Source organism: Pseudomonas sp. FP2338, from assembly GCF_030687515.1.
In the GTDB taxonomy this organism is placed as follows: domain Bacteria; phylum Pseudomonadota; class Gammaproteobacteria; order Pseudomonadales; family Pseudomonadaceae; genus Aquipseudomonas; species Aquipseudomonas salomonii.
Genome location: NZ_CP117436.1, coordinates 5,504,275 through 5,528,183 on the forward strand (window position 1 = coordinate 5,504,275; position 23,909 = coordinate 5,528,183).

General features: G+C 59.2%; 17 protein-coding genes. 10 read left to right on the forward strand and 7 right to left on the reverse strand.

Annotated elements, in window-relative coordinates:
- Positions 1–64 precede the first annotated feature (64 nt).
- Complete coding sequence (locus PSH96_RS24890) at positions 65–1,501, forward strand: glycosyltransferase family 39 protein (RefSeq protein ID WP_305455818.1); 1,437 nt, start codon at positions 65–67, stop codon at positions 1,499–1,501.
- 15 nt (positions 1,502–1,516) lie between these two features.
- On the opposite strand, the gene PSH96_RS24895 is transcribed toward PSH96_RS24890, so the two are convergent.
- Positions 1,517–2,005 carry a TIGR00645 family protein gene (locus PSH96_RS24895; protein ID WP_305455820.1) on the reverse strand — a complete coding sequence of 163 codons (489 nt, stop codon included), beginning with the start codon at positions 2,003–2,005 and terminating at the stop codon, positions 1,517–1,519.
- 162 nt (positions 2,006–2,167) lie between these two features.
- On the opposite strand from PSH96_RS24895, the gene PSH96_RS24900 reads away from it, so the two are divergent.
- Positions 2,168–3,991, forward strand: coding sequence for a hypothetical protein (locus tag PSH96_RS24900; protein ID WP_305455822.1), 1,824 nt, complete (start codon positions 2,168–2,170; stop codon positions 3,989–3,991).
- A gap of 3 nt (positions 3,992–3,994) precedes the next feature.
- Here PSH96_RS24900 and PSH96_RS24905 read toward each other — a convergent pair whose 3' ends face one another.
- Complete coding sequence (locus PSH96_RS24905) at positions 3,995–4,324, reverse strand: hypothetical protein (RefSeq protein WP_305455824.1); 330 nt, start codon at positions 4,322–4,324, stop codon at positions 3,995–3,997.
- A 319-nt stretch (positions 4,325–4,643) separates the two neighbouring features.
- Positions 4,644–7,082, reverse strand: coding sequence for a Lon protease family protein (locus tag PSH96_RS24910; RefSeq protein WP_305455826.1), 2,439 nt, complete (start codon positions 7,080–7,082; stop codon positions 4,644–4,646).
- Between the two features lie 280 nt (positions 7,083–7,362).
- Here PSH96_RS24910 and PSH96_RS24915 point away from each other — a divergent pair, with 280 nt between their 5' ends.
- From PSH96_RS24915 to PSH96_RS24930, 4 genes are all read left to right on the forward strand, one after another.
- Positions 7,363–7,851 carry a DUF3015 domain-containing protein gene (locus tag PSH96_RS24915; protein ID WP_017139294.1) on the forward strand — a complete coding sequence of 163 codons (489 nt, stop codon included), beginning with the start codon at positions 7,363–7,365 and terminating at the stop codon, positions 7,849–7,851.
- A gap of 115 nt (positions 7,852–7,966) precedes the next feature.
- Positions 7,967–9,820 carry a DUF4105 domain-containing protein gene (locus PSH96_RS24920; RefSeq protein WP_305455829.1) on the forward strand — a complete coding sequence of 618 codons (1,854 nt, stop codon included), beginning with the start codon at positions 7,967–7,969 and terminating at the stop codon, positions 9,818–9,820.
- A gap of 343 nt (positions 9,821–10,163) precedes the next feature.
- Complete coding sequence (locus tag PSH96_RS24925; protein WP_305455832.1) at positions 10,164–10,490, forward strand: chorismate mutase; 327 nt, start codon at positions 10,164–10,166, stop codon at positions 10,488–10,490.
- 177 nt (positions 10,491–10,667) lie between these two features.
- A complete protein-coding gene (locus PSH96_RS24930) occupies positions 10,668–11,753 on the forward strand; it encodes a type I restriction endonuclease (RefSeq protein WP_305455833.1) in 1,086 nt (361 codons plus the stop codon).
- A gap of 205 nt (positions 11,754–11,958) precedes the next feature.
- On the opposite strand, the gene PSH96_RS24935 is transcribed toward PSH96_RS24930, so the two are convergent.
- A complete protein-coding gene (locus PSH96_RS24935; protein WP_219269347.1) occupies positions 11,959–12,249 on the reverse strand; it encodes a DUF3077 domain-containing protein in 291 nt (96 codons plus the stop codon).
- 429 nt (positions 12,250–12,678) lie between these two features.
- Between PSH96_RS24935 and PSH96_RS24940 the strand changes: the two genes are divergently transcribed.
- Both PSH96_RS24940 and PSH96_RS24945 read left to right on the forward strand, forming a co-directional pair.
- Positions 12,679–13,035: a hypothetical protein gene (locus PSH96_RS24940; protein ID WP_017139297.1), complete on the forward strand. Its 357-nt coding sequence runs from the start codon at positions 12,679–12,681 to the stop codon at positions 13,033–13,035.
- A gap of 109 nt (positions 13,036–13,144) precedes the next feature.
- Positions 13,145–13,621, forward strand: coding sequence for a GreA/GreB family elongation factor (locus PSH96_RS24945; RefSeq protein ID WP_305455837.1), 477 nt, complete (start codon positions 13,145–13,147; stop codon positions 13,619–13,621).
- Here the strand turns inward: PSH96_RS24945 and gdhA are convergent.
- A complete protein-coding gene (gdhA, locus tag PSH96_RS24950; RefSeq protein ID WP_305455839.1) occupies positions 13,618–14,955 on the reverse strand; it encodes an NADP-specific glutamate dehydrogenase in 1,338 nt (445 codons plus the stop codon). The genes PSH96_RS24945 and gdhA overlap by 4 nt on opposite strands.
- A 350-nt stretch (positions 14,956–15,305) precedes the next feature.
- Positions 15,306–16,970, reverse strand: coding sequence for an energy-dependent translational throttle protein EttA (gene ettA / locus PSH96_RS24955; protein ID WP_056858231.1), 1,665 nt, complete (start codon positions 16,968–16,970; stop codon positions 15,306–15,308).
- A gap of 285 nt (positions 16,971–17,255) precedes the next feature.
- On the opposite strand from ettA, the gene PSH96_RS24960 reads away from it, so the two are divergent.
- Positions 17,256–21,107 (forward strand): bifunctional diguanylate cyclase/phosphodiesterase, encoded by a 3,852-nt coding sequence (locus PSH96_RS24960; protein ID WP_305455841.1) that lies wholly within the window; start codon positions 17,256–17,258, stop codon positions 21,105–21,107.
- A gap of 232 nt (positions 21,108–21,339) precedes the next feature.
- Positions 21,340–22,593, forward strand: a complete 1,254-nt coding sequence (gene glyA / locus PSH96_RS24965) for a serine hydroxymethyltransferase (RefSeq protein ID WP_015885982.1) — start codon at positions 21,340–21,342, stop codon at positions 22,591–22,593.
- Positions 22,594–22,783: 190 nt separating this feature from the next.
- Here the strand turns inward: glyA and yjiA are convergent, their stop codons facing one another.
- Entirely contained in the window at positions 22,784–23,788 is a 1,005-nt protein-coding gene (yjiA, locus tag PSH96_RS24970; RefSeq protein WP_305455843.1) for a GTPase, read from the reverse strand.
- Between the last annotated feature and the right edge of the window lie 121 nt (positions 23,789–23,909).

The following is a 23,909-nucleotide window of genomic DNA, read 5'->3' on the forward strand; positions in this document are numbered from 1 at the left end:
ACCTATACTGACCGATTAACATGGCCGCTCCCCCGAGCGGTCCCCTGCTTCGGTAGCCAGAACCATGACGCGTCCCGCTCCTCTGCTGCTCTTTCTTCTCGCTGGTCTGTTGTTCTTCTTCGCCCTCGGCGGCCATGAGCTGCAAGGCTCCACTGAAGCCCGCGTCGCCGGGATCGCCATGGCCATGCACTTGGACAATGACTGGGTGATCCCGCGCCTGTTCCGCGAGCCCTTTCTGGAAAAACCACCCCTGAGCCTGTGGCTGGATGCTGGCGCGATTCGCCTGTTTGGCGGCACCACCTGGGCCGTGCGCCTGGCGTCGGCGTTTGCCGGGTTGTTCAGTGTGATGCTGTTTTACGCGATGCTGCGCAAGTTCGGGCGGCCGCAAACCCTGGCGTTCTGCGCCGCGCTGATCCTGGCGACCATGGCCAGTTACTGGGGCAATGTGCGCGGCGTGGGCGAGGACTCGTTGCTCAGCCTTGGCGTGACCACCGCGCTGCTGGGGTTCTACCAGGCCGTGCGCACTGATCGCGAAGGCTCAAGCGGTTGGGCCTGGGCGATGTTTACCGTCGGCATGGTCATCGCCACCTTGAGCAAAGGCGTGCTGGGCCTGGCGATGCCAGGCATTGTGATTTTTGTGTATTTGCTCAGCACCAGCCTGATGGATAAACGCCTGCGCCTGGGCGACTGGCTCAAGCCGGCGCTGTTCACCTTGCTGGCGCTGGTGCCGCTATTGATCTGGCTGGGCTTCCTGTTCCAGCGCGGCGGTATGCAATCGGTGGCGGAAGTGCTGTGGACCAACAGCGTCGGGCGCTTCAACGGCTCCTTCGTCGAGGCCGGGCATTACGAACCGTTCTATTACTACATCGCCAAGCTGCCCGAGGCTTTCCTGCCGTGGAACATCCTGGTGTACCTGGGCCTGTGGCACTTTCGCAAAAGCCTGGTGCGTAACCGTTACCGTCTGTTTTTCAGCGTATGGCTGGTGGCGCAGTTCACCCTGCTGACCCTGGCGTCGAGCAAACGTGTGGTGTACCTGATGGCACTCACGCCCGCTGCCGCCGTACTGGCAGCCGAATATGCCGGGGTGTTACTGGAGTGGCTTAAAGCCAATAAACCGTCGATTTATCGCTACCACCGCAGGGTGATCGGCGGGGTTTTCACCCTGGCGATTGCCTGCTACCTGGCGGCGGCCTTCTGGTTTGCCCCCAAGGCCGACGTGCGCCAGTCGTTTGTGCCGGTGATCAGCCAGGTACAGGCCTACCAGGCACAAGGCAAAGACGTGGTGCTGTTCCAGCCCAACGAACGCATCGCCGGGGCCAGTGTGTTCTACCTGCAGGCCTACTTGCCGATCCTGCAAACCGAAGCCGAGCTGCGCAGTTACCTCACAGCAAAACCCGGCAACGTGGCACTGCTGGACCGTACTGAGCAACTGAGCGAGAAAGTGACGGTGATCAAGGAAATAGCGATCAACCGCCAGCCTTACTACTTCGTCGAGCAGTAAGGCCGGCGCTGCACATCAGTGCTTGGTGAGCTTGTCCAGGTAACCCATGGCAAACGCCGAGACCACGAAGGTCATGTGGATGATCACGTACCACATCAAATGCTGCGGATCGACGTTCTTGGCGTCCATGAAGATCCGCAGCAGGTGGATGGACGAAATCGCCACGATGGAAGCCGCCACTTTCATCTTCAGCGACGAAGAATCCATGGTGCCCAGCCAATTGAGCTTCTCTTTGTTCTCATCGATATCCAGCTGCGAGACGAAGTTCTCGTAGCCGGAAATCATCACCATCACCAGCAAACCGCCGACCAGGGCCATGTCGATCAACGACAACAGCAACAGGATCACTTCCGATTCGAGCATGGTGAAGATGTCAGGCAGGACGTGGATGATTTCCTGGAAGAACTTCAGCGCCAGGATCAGCAGACCCAACGAAAGCCCCAGGTAAATCGGCGCCAACAGCCAGCGCGAGGCGTACATCGTATTTTCGATAAAGCGTTCCATCAGATCTCACACAGCCAGGCTAAAAATGGCCGCGAGTATACCAGCCACTTCCAAACAGCTGGAACCACGAGAAAACTGATCTGTACGGCATCTGTAAGAGAATTTTTCTGCTAGTGTCGAGTCCTCTCACTCGGCTTGATGATGTCGGACAGGAAGATTCAGATGACGGATGTGCGATCCCCTTTGGCCACCCTTGGCCTGTGTGCGGTGTTGCTGATGGCTGGCGGCTGCTCCCCGAAAGAAGAGCAGAAGCAGGCCACCCTCGAAGAGAAAACCGCGAAGTTCGAACAGTCGCTGGACAGCATTCAAGACCCCAAACTCAGAGACGCCATCGCCGACCTCGGCGGCTCCCTGCTGTTGCTGGAACGGGCGCGCGTCAAGCTCGCCAACAAGCCTGTCGAAGCCGAATACGGCGAAGACACCCTGGCCCTGCTCACGCACTACCCCACGCCCCAGGCGCTGGTCGACACTTACATCAATGGCCTGTTCGTGCTGCACAAAGCCTCGCACTCCGACTACCTGACCGATTTGCAGCCAGTATTCCCGTTCAGTTTCAACAGCCCCGACCAGTTCCCCTTCCCCCACGGCCTGGAATGGCAGTCGGTGACCTTGAGCAACAACAAGGTCATCCCCTTCCAGCCGGAATGGTCGGAAACCGACCCGGGTATCCAGTTGAGCCCCAGCAGCTCCAACCTGACCAACCCCGATGACCTGACCGTCACCTACCCGTTTATCGAAGGCATCGAGACCGACAACAAGAGCCAGCCGCAACCCGTCAGCCTCAAAGGCTCGGTTGAAGTGGTCGCGCCGGGCAAGGTGCTGACCTTCGACCTGTCGAAAAAAGACGTGGGCCACAAACGCACCGAGGGCACTGTCACCCTCAACCTGCTGTTGCTGGAGAAGAACTACGCCGAGATTGAACTGACCAACAGCGCACCGCTGGCGCCGGAAGTCGGTGACGAATCGCCCAACCCTTTGCTGGTGCAGGCACGCGACAGCACCGGGCAGTACCTGACCCGCTCGGGTTCGATCAACGAAAATGCCGCGCAAGTGGCGTTCTACGAGAAACAACTGGCCGAGATGCAAAAGCAGAAGGCCTGGTCGGATGACTTCGAAAAGCAACTTACCGACGAGCAAAAAGCCTTCGAGCACAAACAGAACAGCCATTACGCCAAGGTGTATTTCAATGGCCTGATCGACACGCTGCAGGTCGATGTCCTGGACTTCTCCACAGCCACCCTCACCCGCAAAGACCTCGACCTGCCGGTGCAGCGTTTCGACAAGAACAGCCTGCAAAGCAGCGTGCAAGCGCTGCCGATGCCGGTCACCGTGTACGACGACAGCGCCGCCAGTTGGCTTAAAGACGCCGCCATGACCGAGGACCAGCTGAAAAAAAGCGTGACCATCACCCAGTCGACCGAAGACGCAAGCGCCGCAAAAATCGTGTTTGACCACCCGTTTACGTTCAATGACGACCTGGTCGGCGCTGATCGCAACAACAGCGATGCACCTATCACCTTCTTCACGGCGGACGACAAAGGCGAGCGCGGCGAGCCGATTGAACTGCCCACCGAAGCTTTCGAGCTGAACGCCGGCAGCGGCACACTCACATACGACCTCAACCTGTTCCCGGAAAACCCGGCCTTTGTGGTGGGCTCGGTGCCGCTGTTTTTGGCCACCATCGAAAAAAATACCCTGGATGCGACCAAGCTGCCTAAAGGCCTGTCGCTCAAGGACAACGCACTGATCGTCGACCAAAAGGAATTCCCCGCCGACAGCTGGCGTTTCTACGCCAAGGACGCGACGGGCAAGTACCTCAAGGAGATCCTCGGCGTAAGCCACCGCGCCGAGGAGTACGGCACGGCGCTGTTTGATGTGCATTACTTCTACGGCCAGCCGACCAGCCTGGAAAGCTACCAGCGCACTGACCTCGATACCGTGCAATACGGTTTTGAGGTCAAGCTGGATAAGCCCGAGGGCAAGTAACCCTCAATGGTGAGTATCGCTGGCCGGATGCGAGCGCCCGCCGTTGAGTTGTCGCAGATGAGCCTGCAGGTGCAGGCACCAGATCTGCGGGTCATCGGCCAGCGCATAGCCGTGCAGGGTCAGGCTTTGCACAATCGACTCCAGAATGGTTTCTGCCACAAAAGGCCCATGGAACGGGCCTTGGGACTTGACGGTGGACGGCTGCTCGCCGGTCATACCGGCAGCAAACAACAAGGTCCACATTCCATTTTCCCCCGCGAGAGGGCGAATGGAACATTCGATACGGGTGACCAGGCCCAGGCATTGGCGGGTAAGGCAAAGGCTGCGCGGCATGGCGGCGACCCTCGGTAGATCGGTGTTCAGCCCCAATCACGCGGCGAGGCTGTCTCTGTCCTGCGACTCCTGTGGATATCCCTTGAAGTGAGAATAGAAGAAAACCGGTGCAAACCAAGGTTGTAGGGACCAACGGGCGTTGGTCCCTGAAATGGGAGTCAAATTTGTGACGAGCTACCCGCCATTCCCAAACACACCACTGAACCAATGTGGGAGCGGGCTTGCTCGCGAAGGCGGTGTATCAGCCACTTACAAGTCGACTGATACACCGCCTTCGCGAGCAAGCCCGCTCCCACATTGACTGCACTGCGACGAAAGATCAGGTTGGCTTGGCTTCGGCCAGCGCCTGCTGCGCCAGCTCCCTCTCGGCCTCCTTCAAATCATCCTCGCTGATCATCTCGGCAATCGCACGCAACCGCTCAACCACGCGCGCATTCACCGTGCCTTCGGGGAATTGCCCTTCTTCGTCCGGTTCACCGGCAGGCTCGCCCACCAACAGGCTCAGCGCCTCGTCGGCCTGGCGCACGGCATAGATATGGAACTGCCCGTCGCGCACGGCTTGCAGCACCTTCTCATCGAGCATCAGCGTGGCCACGTTGGCCTGCGGGATGATTGCGCCCTGCTCGCCGGTCAAGCCGCGTGCTTCACAGAGGCGGAAGAAGCCTTCGATCTTCTCGTTCACCCCGCCCACGGCCTGCACTTCACCGAACTGGTTGATGGAGCCGGTGATGGCAAAACACTGTTTGAGCGGGGTTTTCGACAAGGCCGAAATCAAGGTGCACGCCTCGCCCAGAGACGCACTGTCGCCGTCCACGTAACCGTAGGACTGCTCCAGCGCGATACTCGCCGAGATCGCCAGCGGGAATTCCTGGGCATAACGACTGCCCAGGTAACCGGTGAGGATCATCACGCCCTTGGAGTGGATCGGCTGGCCGAGGTTAACTTCGCGCTCGATGTCGACAATGCCGCTGCCGCCGGGGTACACCGTGGCGGAAATCCGCGCCGGTACGCCGAACGCCGAATCACCGACTTCCAGCACCGTCAGCCCGTTGCACTTGCCCACTGCCGCACCGGCGGTGTCGATCAGGATAACCCCGGCGAGCATGTCGTCGAGAATCCGCGCCGATACACGCCCGGTGCGCGTGGCCTTGGCCTTGAGCGCACGTTCGATATGGCCGGCATCGGTCATCTCGTCGCCCGCCAGGTGGCGGATAAAGTCCGCCTCGCTGACCAGTTGGAACAAGTCGCCAATGCGCGCCGACAAACGGCCCTGATGCTCTGCCAACCGAGCGCTGTAAGTGGCCAACCGCGCCACCGCGTCCGAGGTCAGCGGCGCCATGCCTTCTTCCGAGGTGCGGGTTTTGAGCAACTGGGCGAACTGTTCCAGGCTTTCGTCGACCATCGGGATGTCTTCGTCGAAGTCCACCAGCACGCGGAACATCTCCTGGAAGTCCGGGTCGGCGTCCTGCAACGCGTAGTACAGCTGGCGCGAGCCAATGATGATGACCTTGACCTGCAATGGGATCATCTGCGGGTTGAGGGTCACGGTGGCCAAGCGGCCCAGCTCACCCAGCGGTGATTCCATCTTCAGCTTGCGCGACTGCAAGGAACGCTTGAGCGCGTCCCACACAAACGGCTCGCTGAGCATTTTTTCGGCTTCCAGGATCAGGAAACCGCCATTGGCACGGTGCAACGCACCTGGGCGCAACTGGCGATAGGTGGTGTAGAGAGCGCCCTGGTCGGTGCTGTATTCGATACGGCCGAACAGGTTGTCGTAGGTCGGGTGCGGCTCAAACACCACCGGCGCGCCGCCGTTGACCGAATGGCCCACCACCAGGCTTGGGCAATATTGCTCTTCGAGCAGCTTGCGCGCCTGGGCGTCGGTCTTGGCATCGTCGACCAATTGCTCGACCACGGTTTTCAGCAGGTAGACCTGCATGGCTTGCAGGTAACCGCAAACGCCTGCGTTTTCTGCGTATTTTTCCGACAAGGGCGCCAGCAAAGGTTGCAGGGCCAGGGTGATGGTTTCTTCGTTGAATTGGCGCAGTTGGTTGTTGGACTCACGTTTCCACTGCGGCAGGCTGGCCAGCTCTTCGTTGAGGCGTTCTTCCAGCTCGGAAATATCCGTGTGGAAACGCTCGCGATCGACTTCCGGCAGTTGCGAGAACTCGGCCTCGTCCAGCGCCTTGCCGTCGAGCATCGGCGTGAAAGCGATGTTGGAGCTGTCGCGGTACAGCGCCACGTCTTTTTCCAGCGCCAGGCGCTCGATCACGTCCAAGGCCTTGTCGTAACGCTGGTTGAAGGCGCGGTCGATGGCGCTTTTGCGCTGTTGATAGGTCGGGTGTTCGAACACCGCCGGGAACGTGGCGACAAGGTTGTCGACCAAGCCGTTGATATCGGCAATGAACGCCGCCGCAGCGCCGCCCGGCAATTCCAGGGCACGCGGTTCGCGCGGCTCATCAAAGTTGTTGACGTAGACCCAGTCCGCCGGGGTCTGCAGGCGTTTGCCTTCGGCTTTCAGGTAGCGTTTGACGAACGAAAAGCGGCCGGTACCGGGCTCGCCCATGACAAACACGTTGTAACCGGGGCGTGGCATCGCCACACCGAACTGCAACGCTTCTACTGCGCGTTCCTGGCCAAGCACACCGCGAAAGGGCTCCAAATCATTGGTGGTCGAGAAGCTGAACTGTTCAGCGGAGAAAGGGCGAGTCAGCGCTTCGGGCGCTAGACGCAAGCTGGCAGCAACAGGATCAGGCATCGGGCTTCCTTACATCAGGCGGGGCAGATGTCGGCATTCTGGCTCTCGCTGACGCGCTCTGGCAAGGCGAGGCTGTGGGAAAGCATAGACAGGGCATGCGTCTTACAAAAAAATCGCTGCCACGCTCGACAACCACACCGATTGTTTTATAAAAAATCACGGAACCCTGGGATCGTGCCTAAACTCCAAATTGCGCGGGTTGGACTAATAACTGGCCCCTAGGGCGCTGCGACGCGCCTGAACCCTTGTCCATTGGTTTGCACACAAAGAGAACAAAGCTATGAAACGGATCCTTCTTGGTACTCTCTTCACCGTTGTCTCCCTCAATGCAATGGCTGAATCGCCAGGTGGCCCGAACTGCGGTTGGGGCAACATGCTGTTCGAAGGCCAGCGCGGTACTCCGGCTCACTTCCTCGCTTCCACCACCAACGGCACCTCGGGTAACGCCACCTTCGGCATGACCTCGGGCACCAACGGTTGCAGCACCAACAGCGCCCTGACCTACGGCGGCAAGTCCTGGATTGCCATGAATGGCATGATGAACGAGCTGTCCGAAGACATGGCCAAAGGCAACGGCGAAGCGCTGACCACCTACGCGGTGGTACTGGGCGTTGCACCGGAAGATCGCGAGCACTTCGCGGCCGTGACCCACGAGCACTTCCAGCAGATCTTCAGCAAAGCTGACGTGACCGCCGATGACGTTCACAACAACACCCTGGCTGTACTGAAAAGCGATACCCGCCTGGCCAAATACGCCACCCAGGCTTAAGCTCGACTGGCCCGCGCCTTTCGAGGCGCGGGTTTTATTTCTGGTTTTATTTTTGATTCTATTTTTGGGCCCGCTTCCCCTTTGGGTCTCACTACTTCCGACTTAAGTTGCCCTTATGCTCAAACGCTTTGCCTGGCTGGCACTCTTCGCCTGCGCCCCGCTGTACGCGGCGCCGCATATTGATGATCAACGTTTGCAGCAACTGGCTAATGATCCGTTCTGGCTGTCTTTGGGCCATTACGAGGCCGGTAAGCTCAAGGGCTGGCGCAGCTATGTCAGCGACAAAAAGTTCTTCCTCGCCCCCGATGGCGCCCACCACCCGGACCAGGAACTGCAGGCCACCGTGCAGGCTTTGTACGCCCCGGCAAGCCTCGGCGAAAAGCACGCCCAATGCGTTTACCCCGCACGTACCCGCTGGCTCAAGAGTCAGTTGAACCTGACCGATTTGCCCGCGCTGGAGTGCAAAGAATTCACCCAATGGTTCAAGGACGTCGCGCCCCACAGCGCGGTGATGATCTTCCCGGCGGCCTACCTCAACAGCCCGTCGTCGATGTTCGGCCACACGCTGCTGCGTATCGACCAGGCTGACGTGCAGAGCAACAACACCGCCCTGCTCAGCTACGCGATCAACTTCGGCGCCTATATCGAAGGCTCCGACAACAGCATCCTCTACGCCTGGAAAGGCCTGATGGGCGGCTACCCCGGCCTGTTCGCGCTGGTGCCGTACCAGGAAAAACTCTCGGAATACCGCAGCCTCGAGAACCGCGACCTGTGGGAATACCGCCTGAACCTTACCGAAGTCGAGACCAAGCGCATGGTCGAGCACGTGTGGGAGCTCAAGCAGATCCAGTTCGACTACTTCTTCTTCGATGAAAACTGCTCCTATCGCCTGCTGGAGCTGCTGCAAGTAGCGCGCCCGAGCCTGCGCCTGACCGAGCAATTCCCGCTCACGGCGATTCCCACCGACACCGTCAAAGCCGTAAAAGAAGCTGGGCTGGTGGAGAAGATCGACTACCGTCCGTCCCGTGAACGCGAGTTGCTGGAACGCGCGAAGCCACTGGATGGCGACGAGCAGCAATGGGTGCTGAAAATCAGCGATGACCAGAAGCAGTTGCAGGAACCGGCCTTCAAAGCCCTGCCCCGCGAACGTCAGGCGCTGATTATCGACGCCGCCTATCGCCTCGGCCGCTACCGCGCCAATGGCCTGGAGCGTGACACCGAACGCTCGCAACGCAGCTTCGAACTGCTGCGCGCGATCAACCAGAACCCGGCGCCCGACCTTAAAATCGAACGCCCCGGCCTGCCGGAAGACGGCCACGAATCGCGCACCTGGCAAGCCGGCATCGGCACCCGAGGCAGCAAAACCTTCGGCGAATACGGCCTGCGCATGGCCTACCATGACCTCAACGACAACGCCGAAGGCTTCCCGCTGGGCGCGCAGATCGAAATCCTGCAAATGAAACTGCGCCAGTACGAGGGCAACCACTGGCAACTGCAGCAACTCGACCTGGCCACCATCCGCTCCCTGACCCCGCGCAACGCGCTGTTGCAACCGTGGTCCTGGCAAGTGACCGGCGGCCTGGAACGCGTGCCGGGCAAACACGACGACGAAACCCTGGTTGCCCACGTCAACGGCGGCGCCGGCGGCACCTGGCAACTCACCGACGACATGCTGGGTTTTGCCCTCGGCACCGTGCGTGTGGAGCATAACAACGACTTCAGCGAAGCCATCTCACCGGCTGCCGGGTTCAACACGGGTGTGCTGTGGAAGAACCCGCTGGGGAATCTGAGCCTGGAAGCCAAGGGTGATTTCTTCACCAATGGCGAAGTACGGCGCAGCATCAGCCTGAACCAACAGTGGGAATTGTCGCGCAACCTGGGCCTGCGCTTGAGTGCCCAGCGTGAGTACAGCCATTTGTCGACGCCGGTGAATGAAGTGATGCTTGAAGTGAAGTGGTATCACTACTGATCTTTGAGACCCGGCGAAGCTCCCACCTTTTTGTGCACCTGGCTTGAGTTCTGCGCCTGCCGCAGCTCAAATGTGGGAGCCGGGCTTGCCCGCGATAGCGCTCGTTCAGGCAATGATGTATTGACTGACCCACCACCATCGCAGGCAAGCCAGCTCCCACCTTTTTGTGCACCTGGCTTGAGTTCTGCGCCCGCCGCAGCTCAAATGTGGGAGCCGGGCTTGCCCGCGATAGCGCTCGTTCAGGCAACGATGTATTGACTGACCCACCGCTTTCGCGAGCAAGCCCGCTCCCACATTTGGCCCGTGCATATCCCAATACATCGCAATCTGGAGCTCCCTCAACATGGCTGTTAACTGCACCTCCCTTGAACAAGTCCGCGAAAACATCGACCGCCTCGACCAACAAATCGTCACCCTGCTGGCCGAGCGCGGCCACTACGTTTCCCAGGCGGCGCGCTTTAAAAAAGACGCCGATGGCGTCAAGGCGCCGCAACGGGTCGAACAGGTGATTGCCAAGGTGAGGGGCTTATCCGAAGCGGCGGGCGCCAACCCTGAGGTCACTGAGCAGGTGTATCGCGCCATGATTGCGGCGTTTATCCAGCAGGAATTGGCTGAACATGCCGTTCTAACTAGTCTAGAAAAACCATCATCAACACACACAAACTCGTAGCCTGCTTCTAACCTATTGATAAATAGACAGGAAATTTCAGACAGTTTTTTAGCTTTTTTCAGTCGAGCAAAACAGGCTCTTACTTTATTCTCTTTGTGGGGTTTTGTGACTAGTATCGGATGGCAATCAAATTGCCATCCCATCTATACACGGATCTGAATAGGTAAGAGGCTCACCATGGATTTCTTTGAAAAGCTAACCAGTTTGGCAGCAAAAGTTCGGTTACAAGGCCCTGCCATTCAAACAGAAGAAGCGACAAAAAATGCTTTCGTAATGCCTTTCATCAACACCGTATTGGGCTACGACGTATTTGATCCACAGGAAGTGACGCCAGAATTTGTCTGTGATGTAGGGACGAAGAAAGGTGAAAAAATCGACTACGCAATCATGAAAGAAGGTGAAGTCCAAATACTCATCGAATGCAAAAAAATCGGTGAGTCATTGAGCATCAACCATGCCTCACAGCTTTTTCGGTATTTTCACGTTACGAGCGCAAGAATTTCAATTCTCACCAACGGCCAGGTCTACAGGTTTTTTACTGACTTAGACGCCCCTAATAAAATGGACGAAAAGCCATTTCTAGAGCTCGACCTACTGGACATTGATGAGTACGCCGTACCTGAGTTGATCAAGCTCACCAAGTCGGCTTTCGATGTTGACTCGATCATCAATGCAGCCGGAGAGCTGAAATACGTCAGCCAACTCAAAAAACTCATCGGCGCTCAAGTTAGCAAGCCAGAAGATGATTTCGTGAAATTCTTCGCATCCCGTGTCTACGAAGGTGTAATCACACAGAAAGTGCGCGAACAATTTTTCGAACTGACACGAAAAGCGTTAGCCCAATTTTTGAATGACCAGATCAACGATCGGCTGAAGTCTGCAATGAGTGGCGCGATCCAACCGACAATGGCATCACTCCCCGTCGCAAACAGCGCGAATGCAGATACGCAGGATAGGGACGAGTCAGAAGACAAGATTCTGACAACGCTTGAAGAGCTGGAGGGCTATCACATCGTTCGCGCCCTGGTCCGATCCGTAGTCGATGCAAAGCGCATTGTTCAACGAGATACCCAAAGCTATTTTGGGATACTGCTGGACGACAACAATCGCAAACCTATTTGCCGCCTTCACTTTAATCGCAGCCAGAAGTACATCGGGATATTTGACGAAGATAAAAATGAGACCCGACACGCGATTTCGTCAATAGACGAGATTTACGAGTACGCAGATCAACTAAAAAAAACAGTGGGCTATTACGATTGAAGGCCGCACAGCTTTAACTGAAACTATCGACAACCCTGTGGCGAGCAGGCTTGCCCTGCGTTGGGCTGCGTAGCAGCCCCAAAATAGTTAACCGAGGAGTGCCAGATACACCGCACTCCTCCTTATTGGGGCCGCTTCGCAGCCCAACGCAGGGCAAGCCCGCTCGCCACAACAAGCGTGATCGCCACAACGATAGTGTCAGGCTTTAAGTTGCGGGCGTCATCGCTTGGGTGAGGTCGTCGACGACGGCTTTGCCCATTTCACACAGGTAATGCGCGGCCCAGGCGTATTGCTCGCCGCGCACGTCCATGGCGGCTTCCATGGCGAGTTTTTTGGAATAAAACAGCAGGGTGGAGGCGTGTTCCAGCGCTTCGTCGATCGGCATGCCGGCATTGATGCGGAACAGCGGCTTTTGGTTTTCGCCGTAGTCGCCAAAGGTGACGACGCCGAGGGTGGTGATTGAGGACAGGGGTGGATCGGGGACGACTTTAGACATGGTGTACCTTCCAAGTGAGATAAAGGACCACCAAAGCACGTCGCTAAACATGAAAGGGTGGCAGCTGTACGCAGGTTAGCGAACCGGTCACCTAGACACCCGGCAGATCCGAAGATCTCCCGCGCACAGCCGCCATAACACGATATCGACAGGTATAAAAACCGCCTGCCAAGTGTGTAAAGAGGATGAGTCTCGATGGTTCGGGTCGCTAAACCCGGCCGCTGTTTTCACAGCGGAGCCAGGAGACTAGTGCCCCAAACCCTAAGGCACAATAGGCCAGCGATTCTCTAGGAAACGTCCTGCAAGTTAAAGGGAATCGTCGTTGATGGCGCTTTAACTCAACACTTTTCTCACCGCCCTTTCACGCCTCCCCGACAAATCCCTGACTAGACTTCCCCTATCAGCCGTAAAGCGGCCAGGGAGTACGCCATGTGGCGGTCTGCGGTAATGCTGTGTGCGCTAGTGTGGTTGTCGGGTTGCCAGTCCACCCATCAGGATTTAATCGCCAAGGGTTATCCTCCGGCCTTTGCCGATGGCTTTGACGACGGTTGCAGCAGTGGTCGCCAGGCGGCTGGCGTGATCAGTGGGGAGTTTCGCAAGAACGTGCCGCGCTATCTGAAAGACCGTGAATACGCCGAAGGCTGGGAAGACGGCTTTCGCCAGTGCAAGGCCATGCGCGAGAACGAGGAGTTGCGCGACTACAAGGACAATCACTGGGATGACCGTGAACGCGCCTGGCAGCAGGAGAAGGATCGTGACGCTGCCCGCGCCTATCGCACGCAATAGGTCGCTTTCCTGAAAAGCTGACGCAGAGCGTCCAGGGCTGCATGCCCACGCAGAGCGTGGGAACGATCACGCGGCGACCATGGCCCAACCTTCATAGAAGGAGAACGTCATGAGCCGAGCTTTTGTAAATGAAGACAACGCCGCCGCCCAGGCCGACCAGCCGGTGGAGCGCCTGGTGAGTGAGCAGCCCAATCGTCTCACCGCGCAAGGGTTGGTGCAGTTGCAGGCCAAGGTTGCACAGTTGCAGGAGGAATACAGCCTCGAATCCGCCCAGGACAATAAGCAGCGCCTGGCAGACCTTGAGCGCGATTTGCGCTGTGTGCAAAGCGCCCAAGTGGTAGCACCGGCCACTTCCACCGACAAGGTACAGATCGGCAGCTGGGTGACTTTTGCCAACGAGCAGGACGAACAACAGCGCATTCAACTGGTCGGCGAAGACCAGGCCGACGCCCATGCCCACCTGATCAACTGGGGCTCACCGCTGGGCCGCGCATTGCTGGGTGCGCAAGTCGGCGACGAGGTGCTGTGGAAGCGCCCCGTCGGCGATCAGTTGATCGAGGTGCTGCGCGTCGAGCCCGAGGTTTAGACGATGCCTTGTGCCAGCATCGCATCGGCGACTTTCACAAAGCCTGCGATGTTCGCGCCCTTCACATAGTTGACCCGGCCATTTTCTTCGCCGTAGTGCACGCAGGCGTGGTGGATCGACTGCATGATGTTGTGCAGCTTGCTGTCGACTTCGCCTGCGGTCCACAGCAGGCGCATGGCGTTCTGCGACATTTCCAGGCCACTCACGGCCACACCACCGGCGTTGGAGGCTTTGCCCGGCGCGAACAGAATGCCTGCCTCGATAAAGATATCCACAGCCTCCAACGTGGTTGGCATGTTGGCGCCTTCGGCCACGCAGATACAGCCGTTGCGCAGCAGCGTGCGGGCGGCTTCGGCGTCGAGTTCGTTCTGGGTGGCGCAGGGCAGCGCGATGTCGCAGGCCAACTCCCACGGGGTTTTGCCTTTGCGGAACTCCAGGCCAAAACGCTCGGCCAGTTCACTGATGCGCCCGCGCTGTACGTTTTTGAGCTCCAACAGCGCCGACCATTGCTCCTCGGTCAAACCGCTTTCGGCGTACAAGGTGCCTTCGGAGTCGGACAGAGAAACCACCTTGCCGCCCAGGTCCATGACTTTGCGCGCAGCATATTGCGCGACGTTGCCGGAACCCGAAACGGCTACGCGCTTGCCTTCCACCCGCTGACCGTTGCGCTTGAGCATTTCTTCGGCGAAGTACACACAGCCGAAACCGGTGGCTTCAGGGCGGATCAGGCTGCCGCCGTAGGCCATGCCTTTGCCGGTCAGTACTGAGGTGAACTGGTTGCTCAGGCGTTTGTACTGGCCAAACAGGAAGCCGATTTCACGCGCGCCCACGCCGATATCGCCGGCCGGCACGTCTACGTCGGCTCCGATGTGGCGGTACAGCTCGCTCATGAATGCCTGGCAGAAGCGCATCACTTCGGCGTCGCTCTTGCCCTTGGGGTCGAAGTCCGAGCCGCCTTTGCCGCCGCCCATGGGCAGCGAGGTCAGGGAGTTTTTGAAGGTCTGTTCGAAGGCGAGGAATTTGAGCACGCCCAGGTTCACCGACGGGTGAAAACGCAGGCCGCCTTTGTAGGGGCCGATGGCGCTGTTCATCTGGATGCGAAACCCGCGATTGACCTGAACCTTGCCGTGATCATCCACCCACGACACCCGAAACGTGATCGCGCGTTCCGGCTCGCAGATGCGCTCCAGAATACCCGACGTCAGGTAGTGAGCGTTGGCCTCGAGAAACGGCCACAGGCTGCGCAGGACTTCTTCTACGGCCTGGTGGAACTCCGGCTGGTCGGGGTCGCGTTTCTTGAGACGCGAAAGGAAGGATTCGACAGATTCGATCATGGAGAAGTCTCGGCAAATTGATTGTTTTTAAATGAGATTGAGCCGGACCTTAGCAATTCATGTTGCACCTGAAAAGCGCAAAATGTCGCCTTTGTGAATTTAAATGGTGCTTTATATATAAATTACTGTGATTTTTTGCACCATTAAGGGGATTTCAAATCAGCGAATGCACCAACAGGCAAACCGTTATCGCAGGCAAGCCAGCTCCCACATTTGATCGGTTTCCCAATTTGAAAAATGGTCAAAGGTGGGAGCTGGCTTGCCTGCGATGAATCCACCTCGGTACTCCTGAATCACGCGCAAAAAAAACGGAGCCCGAAGGCTCCGCTTTTTCAAACCACCCACCCGAATCAGGCCAGTTTTTTGTGCCGTACACGGTGCGGCTGGGCAGCAGCATCGCCCAAACGCTTTTTACGGTCCGCTTCGTACTCGGTGTAGTTACCTTCGAAGAACACCGCTTGGGAGTCATCTTCGTAGGCCAGGATGTGCGTCGCGACGCGGTCCAGGAACCACCGATCGTGAGAGATCACAATGGCGGCGCCCGGGAAGTCCAGCAGGGCTTCTTCCAGGGAACGCAGGGTTTCAACGTCGAGGTCGTTGGACGGTTCGTCGAGCAGCAACACGTTGCCGCCTTCTTTCAAGGTGAGGGCCAGGTGCAAGCGACCGCGCTCACCACCGGACAGGTCCTTGACGAACTTCTGCTGGTCACCGCCCTTGAAGTTGAAACGGCCGACGTAGGTGCGCGACGGGATCTCATAGTTGCCGATGCGGATCTGGTCCGAACCCTCGGAGACTTGCTGGAATACCGTTTTGCTGCCGTCGAGGTCTTCGCGGCTCTGGTCCACACAGGCCAGCTGCACGGTTTCACCGATTTCGATGCTGCCCGAATCCGGGGTTTCCTTGCCCATCAGCATGCGGAACAGTGTGGATTTACCCGCACCGTTACCCCCGATAACGCCGACGATCGCGCCTTTTGGCATGGAGAACGACAGGTTGTCGATCAGCACGCGGTCGCCATAGCCTTTGCAGACGTTCTTGAATTCGATGACCTTGTCACCCAGGCGCGGGCCGGCCGGGATGTAGATCTCGTTGGTTTCACTGCGCTTCTGGAATTCCTGCGACTGCATTTCTTCAAAGCGTTGCAGACGTGCCTTGGATTTGGACTGGCGGGCCTTGGCGCCTTTGCGCACCCACTCCAGTTCTTCCTTCATGGCTTTTTCGTGGGCCGATTGTTGCTTGGATTCGGCTGCCAGACGGTCGGACTTGGCTTCCAGCCAACCGGAGTAGTTGCCCTCGTAAGGGATACCGGCGCCACGGTCGAGCTCGAGGATCCAGCCGGCGACGTTGTCGAGGAAGTAACGGTCGTGCGTGATCGCTACCACGGTGCCCGGGAAGTCGTGCAGGAAGTGCTCCAGCCAGGCGACGGAATCGGCGTCCAAGTGGTTGGTCGGTTCGTCGAGCAGCAGCATGTCGGGAGCCGACAGCAGCAGGCGGCACAGGGCCACACGGCGTTTCTCACCGCCGGAGAGAAATTCGACCTTGGCATCCCACGCCGGCAAACGCAGCGCGTCGGCAGCGACTTCCAGCTGGCGCTCCAGGTTGTGGCCGTCGCCAGCCTGCAGGATGGCTTCGAGCTTGGCCTGTTCGGCGGCCAGTTTGTCGAAGTCGGCATCTTCTTCGGCGTAGGCGGCGTACACCTCGTCCAGGCGGGCCTGGGCGTTCTTGATCACGGCCACCGCTTCTTCGACCACTTCACGCACGGTCTTGGTCGGGTCCAGGATCGGCTCTTGCGGCAGGTAGCCGATGTTCAGTTCGGGCATCGGGCGGGCTTCGCCTTCGAACTCGGTGTCGACGCCGGCCATGATTTTCAGCAGCGTGGACTTACCCGAACCGTTGAGGCCGAGCACGCCGATCTTGGCGCCGGGGAAGAAGGACAGCGAAATGTTTTTCAGGATTTCCCGCTTCGGCGGAACAACTTTTCCCAGCCGATGCATGGTGAAGACGTATTGAGCCATGGTGAACCTAGCGTCAGTGACTGATGAATTAAGCGGGCGAAGCCCGTGCAGGCCATGCGCCGCGCGGGCCGTTGACTATCATCAATGCCTGCGAGCGGAAAAAAGCCTGAATGTCTGGGGCTGGAACGCCCCCGCGTAACCGGCAAAGCTACCTGAATGCGCTTGGGCAGTCCAGCCAGGCGGGGCTGGCACTTTGCCACAAGGCAAGGCATGCTAGCCGCCCTCCGGGCGTCCGGCTTATAGTGCACGTCGCGCGCCAGTCCAGCCAAACCGCAGGATCACAGCTTGTCCAAAGTCACGCCGCCTACGCCCTTGCGCGCCGCTCATATAGCGCCGGGCGCGCCCCTGCACGGCACTTTTAAAGGCGCATTGGCGATGCTGGTGCTGATGCTGCTGGCCTTATTGTTCTGGCAACTGCTGGACCAGCTGCAGCAAAACCAGAAAAACCAGCAGCAATACACCATCGACTACAGCGCCGACCTGGCTGAACAAATCAGCCTGAGCATGGCCCTGAGTGCGAAAATCGCCCTGAACCTGCTACCGATGGTCGAGCCGCCGCGCAACGACGAACAGCAACAAGCCTTGATGCGTACCTTGCAACGTACTCTGCCGGAGCTGCGCAGTGTCGCCCTGCTCGCCCCCAGCGGCGCGCTGATCAGTGACAGCGCCAAAGACAGCCAGGACCGCGCCTGGCTCGAAGAACTGGTGCAGCGCAGCCACTCGCAACCTTATTACCTGAGCAACAACGCCGACGGCACCCTGATCTATCTGTTGCTGCAGCAGCCCAGTGGCGGCTCGAAAATGTACTGGGCCTTGCGCCTGGCGCCCAACTACCTGAGCAACCTCACCCGCCAGGACGGCCAGGGCCAGCGCCCGATGTGGGCCATCGAGAACCGCCTGAACCACCGCGTGGTCAGCCGTGACAATGGCATGCCCGCACAGTGGGCCACGGCATTGACGCCGGATGAGTTGAGCAAAAGCGTACTGGTCACGCCCCTGAGCAAAAGCGACTGGCAATTGCGCGGCCTGTTCGACCGCAGTGCGGTGCTGCAACAACTGCTGCCGGCGTTTATCGGTAAATGCCTGCTGGGCCTGGCGTTCTCGCTGATCCCGCTGATCGTGCTGCTGAACATGCGCCGCCGCCAGCGCCAGGTGCATGAGGGCCGCCGGCGTTACCAGGATATTTTCGAAGGCACCGGCGTGGCCCTGTGCGTGCTGGACCTGTCAGGGCTCAAGGCGTTTTTTGACAAAACCCGGGAGCAGACTCGCGAGCAATTGCAGGCCTGGCTGCACAATAACGCCGCAGAACGTCAGCAATTGCTCAGGGAATTGCGCATTACCGAAGTCAACCAGGTGGCCGTGCGCCTGTTGAATGTTGGCTCATGCGAGGAAGCCTGGGAACGCCTGATCGATGATTGCCCACGCAATGCCACCGCCATCGGCTATCAAGTGCTTGAGGCGGTGCTGACCCAGCAAAAGCAGTTGGAGCTGGAAATCCAGCTCAATGACGTCGCCGGCAACGATCAGTACTTGTGGCTGGTGATGCGCCTGCCGGAGCAGCAGGACGACTTCAAAGCCGTGATCCTCAGCATCAACGATATCACCAGCCGCAAGCTGATCGAGCTGTCGCTGGTGGAGCGTGAGAGTTTCTGGTCGGACGTGGTGCGCACCGTGCCGGATCACCTGTATGTGCAGGACGTGATCAGCCAGCGCATGATTTTCAGCAACCACCATTTGGGCCACACCCTCGGCTACAACAAGGCCGAACTGCAGCAAATGGGCGAGTACTTCTGGGAAATCCTGCTGCACCCCGAAGATGCCGAGTACTACCACGACTTGCGCCAACGCCAACGTGAGGTCGGTTACACCACGCAGTTGCAGTGCCAGTTGCGCTTTCGTCATCGCAATAACCAGTGGCGGCGCTTTGATATCCGCGAGCAGGCCCTGGCCCGCGACAAAACCGCGGTGGTCACGCGCATCATCGGCGTGGCCAAGGACATCACCGACCAGATCGAAGCCAGCGAATCCCTGCGCGACAGCGAGCAGCGCTACCGCATGCTGGCCGAAAGCATCAGCGACGTGATCTGCTCCACCGACAGCCAGTTGGCCCTCAACTACGTCAGCCCGTCGGTCAACGCCGTGCTGGGTTATGACGTGGACTGGGTGTTCAAGAACGGCTGGCAGTCGATCATCGCCAACCCGCAGCAACTGGCCGGCATTTACAGCCTGATGGAACAGGTCAGCCGTGCCCTGGGCGACCCCGCCGCGCTGAATACGCTGCGTGATCAAGTGCATACCCAGCTGTTCCTGTTCGACTGCCTGCGCGCCGATGGCCGCAAGGTGCCGATTGAGCTGCGCCTGGTGCTGGTGTGGGATGAGCACGGCGCGTTCGAAGGCATTCTTGGCGTGGGCCGTGACATCAGCCAGCAACGCCGCGCCGAAAAAGACCTGCGCATGGCGGCCACGGTATTCGAGCACTCAACCTCGGCGATCCTGATCACCGACCCGGCCGGTTATATCGTGCAGGCCAACGAGGCGTTCAGCCGAGTCAGCGGCTATGCCGTGGCGGATGTGCTCGACCAGTTGCCGAACATGCTCACCGTCGACGAACAGCAGGAAGCCCACCTGCGTTACGTGCTCAAGCAGCTGCATCAGCACAGCACCTGGGAAGGTGAAGTGTGGCTCAAACGTCGCAATGGCGAGCATTACCCGGCCTGGGTCGGCATTACCGCCGTGTTCGACGATGAAGGCGACCTGGCCAGCTACGTGTGTTTTTTCAGCGATATCAGCGAGCGCAAGGCCAGCGAACAGCGCATTCATCGCCTGGCGTATTACGACGCCCTGACCCACCTGCCCAACCGCACGCTGTTCCAGGACCGCCTGCACACCGCGTTGCAGTCGGCCGAACGGCAAAAGTCGTGGGTGGTGCTGATGTTCCTCGACCTCGACCGTTTCAAACCGATCAACGACTCCTTGGGCCACGCCGCCGGCGACCGCATGCTCAAGGAAATGGCCACGCGCCTGCTGGGCTGCGTGGCCGAAGACGACACCGTGGCGCGCATGGGCGGTGACGAGTTCACCCTGCTGCTGCAACCACGGGTGAGCCGCGAGATGGCGTTGAACCGCGCAATCAGCGTGGCCGAACAGATTCTGGCGAGCCTGGTGAAGCCGTTTGTGCTGGAGGGCCGCGAGTTCTTTGTGACCGCCAGTATCGGCATCGCCTTAAGCCCGCAGGACGGCAACGAGTTGAGCCAGTTGATGAAAAACGCCGACACGGCGATGTACCACGCCAAGGAGCGCGGCAAGAACAACTTCCAGTTCTATCAGGCCGACATGAACGCCAGCGCCCTGGAGCGTCTGGAGCTGGAAAGCGACCTGCGCCATGCCTTGGAACAGAACGAATTCGTGCTGTATTACCAACCGCAGTTCAGCGGCGACGGCAAGCGCCTGACCGGCGCCGAAGCCCTGCTGCGCTGGCGTCACCCGCGCCGTGGGCTGGTGCCGCCGGGGGATTTCATTCCGGTGCTGGAAGAGTTGGGGCTGGTGGTGGACGTGGGCGACTGGGTGATCTCTGAGGCTTGCCGCCAGCTCAAGACCTGGCACCAGAACAAGGTGCGCGTGCCGAAAGTCTCGGTGAACATCTCGGCGCGGCAGTTCTCCGATGGGCAGTTGGGCGAGCGTATCGCCACTATTCTCAAGGACACCGGCCTGCCGCCGGCGTGCCTGGAGCTGGAGCTGACCGAAAGCATTCTGATGCGCGAAGTCAACGAGGCCATGCAGATCCTCGCCAGCCTGAAAAACCTGGGCCTGAGCATTGCGGTGGACGACTTCGGCACCGGTTACTCGTCGCTCAACTACCTCAAGCAATTCCCCATTGATGTGTTGAAGATCGACCGCACCTTTGTCGACGGCCTGCCGTCCGGCGAGCAGGACGCGCAAATTGCCCGCGCAATTATCGCCATGGCCCACAGCCTCAACCTGGCGGTGATCGCCGAGGGCGTGGAAACCCATGAGCAGCTGGATTTCCTGCGTGAGCATGGTTGCGACGAGGTGCAGGGGTATCTGTTTGGGCGGCCGATGCCGGCGAACCGGTTTGAGGCGCAGTTCAGCAATGATGCCCTCTTCATGTTCGACTGAGAGGTTGCTCTGGGGCTGATGGCCGCATCGCGGGCAAGCCCGGCTCCCACATTTTGATGTGTGAACCCCATTCAAGTGTGGGAGCTGGCTTGCCTGCGATGGGGCCCGTCAAGGCACCGCTGATCCCCAAGTGAATCCCACTTGTCCGCGACATGATGTCCTTTCATATGCCATCTAAAACCCATTGAGTTAGAATGCCCTCTTTTTCTGCCCCCGATCCTTGAGGACCGCCATGTTCAGCCGTGATTTGACTATTGCCAAGTACGACGCCGATCTCTTCGCCGCCATGGAGCAAGAAGCCGTGCGCCAGGAAGAGCACATTGAGCTGATCGCTTCGGAAAACTACACCAGCCCTGCGGTGATGGAGGCTCAAGGTTCGGTTCTGACCAACAAGTACGCCGAAGGCTACCCTGGCAAGCGCTACTACGGCGGTTGCGAGTACGTCGACGTAGTTGAGCAACTGGCTATCGACCGCGCCAAGGAACTGTTCGGCGCCGATTACGCCAACGTTCAGCCGCACGCCGGTTCCCAAGCCAACAGCGCCGTGTACCTGGCCCTGCTGCAAGGCGGCGACACCATCCTGGGCATGAGCCTGGCCCACGGCGGTCACCTGACCCACGGCGCCAGCGTTTCCTCCTCCGGCAAGCTGTACAACGCCGTTCAATACGGTATCGACGCCAACGGCCTGATCGACTACGACGAAGTCGAGCGCCTGGCGGTTGAACACAAGCCAAAAATGATCGTGGCCGGTTTCTCTGCCTACTCGCAGATCCTCGACTTCCCGCGCTTTCGCGCTATCGCCGACAAGGTTGGCGCCTACCTGTTCGTGGACATGGCTCACGTAGCCGGTCTGGTCGCCGCTGGCGTCTACCCGAACCCGGTGCCTTACGCTGACGTGGTCACCACCACTACCCACAAGACCCTGCGTGGTCCACGTGGCGGCCTGATCCTGGCGCGCGCCAACGCCGAGATCGAGAAGAAGCTCAACTCCGCGGTATTCCCAGGCGCCCAGGGCGGCCCACTGGAGCACGTCATCGCTGCCAAAGCGATTTGCTTCAAAGAAGCCCTGCAGCCTGAGTTCAAGACTTACCAGCAACAAGTGGTGAAGAACGCCCAGACCATGGCCAGCGTGTTTATCGAGCGCGGCTTTGACGTGGTGTCCGGCGGTACTGAAAACCACCTGTTCCTGCTGTCGCTGATCAAGCAGGACATTTCCGGTAAAGATGCTGACGCTGCCCTGGGCAAAGCCTTCATCACCGTGAACAAAAACTCCGTGCCGAACGACCCACGTTCGCCGTTCGTCACCTCCGGCCTGCGCTTCGGCACCCCGGCTGTGACCACTCGTGGCTTTAAAGAAGCAGAGTGCAAAGAGCTGGCCGGCTGGATCTGCGACATCCTGGCAGACCTGAACAACGAAGCCGTGATTGACGCGGTCCGTGAGAAGGTCAAGGCCATCTGCAAAAAGCTGCCGGTGTACGGCGCTTGATTGCAGTTGCGTGACTGAAAAGCCCGGCTCTTGAGCCGGGCTTTTTTATGCCCGATCTCAAATTGAAATACGGTTCAATGTGGGAGCTGGCTTGCCTGCGATAGCGGCCTGTCAGTTGGCACATCATTAGCTGCCCCACCGTTATCGCAGGCAAGCCAGCTCCCACACAGGATTGCAATTCAAGTCAGGATTATTGGTAGACCCGGGCAAAGCCTTCGCGGATTTTGTCTTCCGGCAACTCGTCGGCAATAAACACAATCACACTTTCACGCGCCTCGCCCTCGGCCCATTCGGTGTCCCAATCGAAACCGTAAAGCTTGAGCACGCCCTGAAACACCATGCGCCGGTCTTCCCCGGCAATGTTCAGCACGCCTTTGTAGCGCAGCAGCTGTTTGCCGTGATCTTCCAGCAACTCATTCATGAACTCGCTGAGCCGGTCGATATCCAGCGGCTGGTCGGTGCGCAGCACCAGGCTGGAAATACGGTCGATGGATGGCGCGGCACTGACCGGGCGCAGGGTCATGCCTGCGTTGAGGTTGAAGCCGCGCACGTCGAGCAGTTCGGCCAGGTCGATTTTGCCGTGGTCGACCACCCGAATCGGCGCGCGTCGGTTGATGCGGGTCAGGCGCTGGCTGAGGGCGTCGAAGGTGGCTTCGTCCACCAGGTCGCGCTTGCTCACCAGCAGGCGGTCGGCAAAACCGATCTGGGCCTGGGCGATGGTCTGGGTCAGGTGGTGTTCGGCGTGGGCCGCGTCCACCAGGGTGATGATGCCGTCGAGGATGTAGCGCTCGCGCAGCTCCTCGTCGATGAAAAAGGTCTGGGCCACGGGCGCAGGGTCGGCCAGGCCGGTGCACTCGATCACCAGGCGGTCGAAGGCGATCTCGCCGCTGTCCAGGCGTTCGAGCAGCAGGTACAGGGCTTTGGTCAGGTCGGTGTGGATGGTGCAGCACACGCAACCATTGGACAGGGTCATGACTTGTACAGGCTCGGCGCCCAACAGTTGGGTGTCGATGCCCGCATCACTGAATTCGTTTTCGATCACGGCGATTTTAAGGCCGTGCTCGGCTTTGAGCAGGTGGCGCAGCAAGGTGGTTTTGCCGGCGCCGAGGAAGCCGCTGAGGATGGTGACGGGGATGGGAGAGGACAAAAAATTCTCCTTGAAGAAACACAGAAACAAATGTGGGAGCAGACCCATGTGGGAGCCGGGCTTGCCCGCGATGCAGGCACCGCGGTGTATCAGCTACACCGCAGTGACGCTATCGCAGGCAAGCCAGCTCCCACACAAGCCCGCTCCCACATGGGATCACCGCCAGCCC

Coding starts and splice junctions, on each gene's coding strand:
- PSH96_RS24890 (WP_305455818.1), top strand. CDS start 65: ATGACGCGTCCCGCTCCTCTGCTGCTCTTTCTTCTCGCTGGTCTGTTG.
- PSH96_RS24895 (WP_305455820.1), bottom strand. CDS start 2,005: ATGGAACGCTTTATCGAAAATACGATGTACGCCTCGCGCTGGCTGTTG.
- PSH96_RS24900 (WP_305455822.1), top strand. CDS start 2,168: ATGACGGATGTGCGATCCCCTTTGGCCACCCTTGGCCTGTGTGCGGTG.
- PSH96_RS24905 (WP_305455824.1), bottom strand. CDS start 4,324: ATGCCGCGCAGCCTTTGCCTTACCCGCCAATGCCTGGGCCTGGTCACC.
- PSH96_RS24910 (WP_305455826.1), bottom strand. CDS start 7,082: ATGCCTGATCCTGTTGCTGCCAGCTTGCGTCTAGCGCCCGAAGCGCTG.
- PSH96_RS24915 (WP_017139294.1), top strand. CDS start 7,363: ATGAAACGGATCCTTCTTGGTACTCTCTTCACCGTTGTCTCCCTCAAT.
- PSH96_RS24920 (WP_305455829.1), top strand. CDS start 7,967: ATGCTCAAACGCTTTGCCTGGCTGGCACTCTTCGCCTGCGCCCCGCTG.
- PSH96_RS24925 (WP_305455832.1), top strand. CDS start 10,164: ATGGCTGTTAACTGCACCTCCCTTGAACAAGTCCGCGAAAACATCGAC.
- PSH96_RS24930 (WP_305455833.1), top strand. CDS start 10,668: ATGGATTTCTTTGAAAAGCTAACCAGTTTGGCAGCAAAAGTTCGGTTA.
- PSH96_RS24935 (WP_219269347.1), bottom strand. CDS start 12,249: ATGTCTAAAGTCGTCCCCGATCCACCCCTGTCCTCAATCACCACCCTC.
- PSH96_RS24940 (WP_017139297.1), top strand. CDS start 12,679: ATGTGGCGGTCTGCGGTAATGCTGTGTGCGCTAGTGTGGTTGTCGGGT.
- PSH96_RS24945 (WP_305455837.1), top strand. CDS start 13,145: ATGAGCCGAGCTTTTGTAAATGAAGACAACGCCGCCGCCCAGGCCGAC.
- gdhA (WP_305455839.1), bottom strand. CDS start 14,955: ATGATCGAATCTGTCGAATCCTTCCTTTCGCGTCTCAAGAAACGCGAC.
- ettA (WP_056858231.1), bottom strand. CDS start 16,970: ATGGCTCAATACGTCTTCACCATGCATCGGCTGGGAAAAGTTGTTCCG.
- glyA (WP_015885982.1), top strand. CDS start 21,340: ATGTTCAGCCGTGATTTGACTATTGCCAAGTACGACGCCGATCTCTTC.
- yjiA (WP_305455843.1), bottom strand. CDS start 23,788: ATGGGTCTGCTCCCACATTTGTTTCTGTGTTTCTTCAAGGAGAATTTT.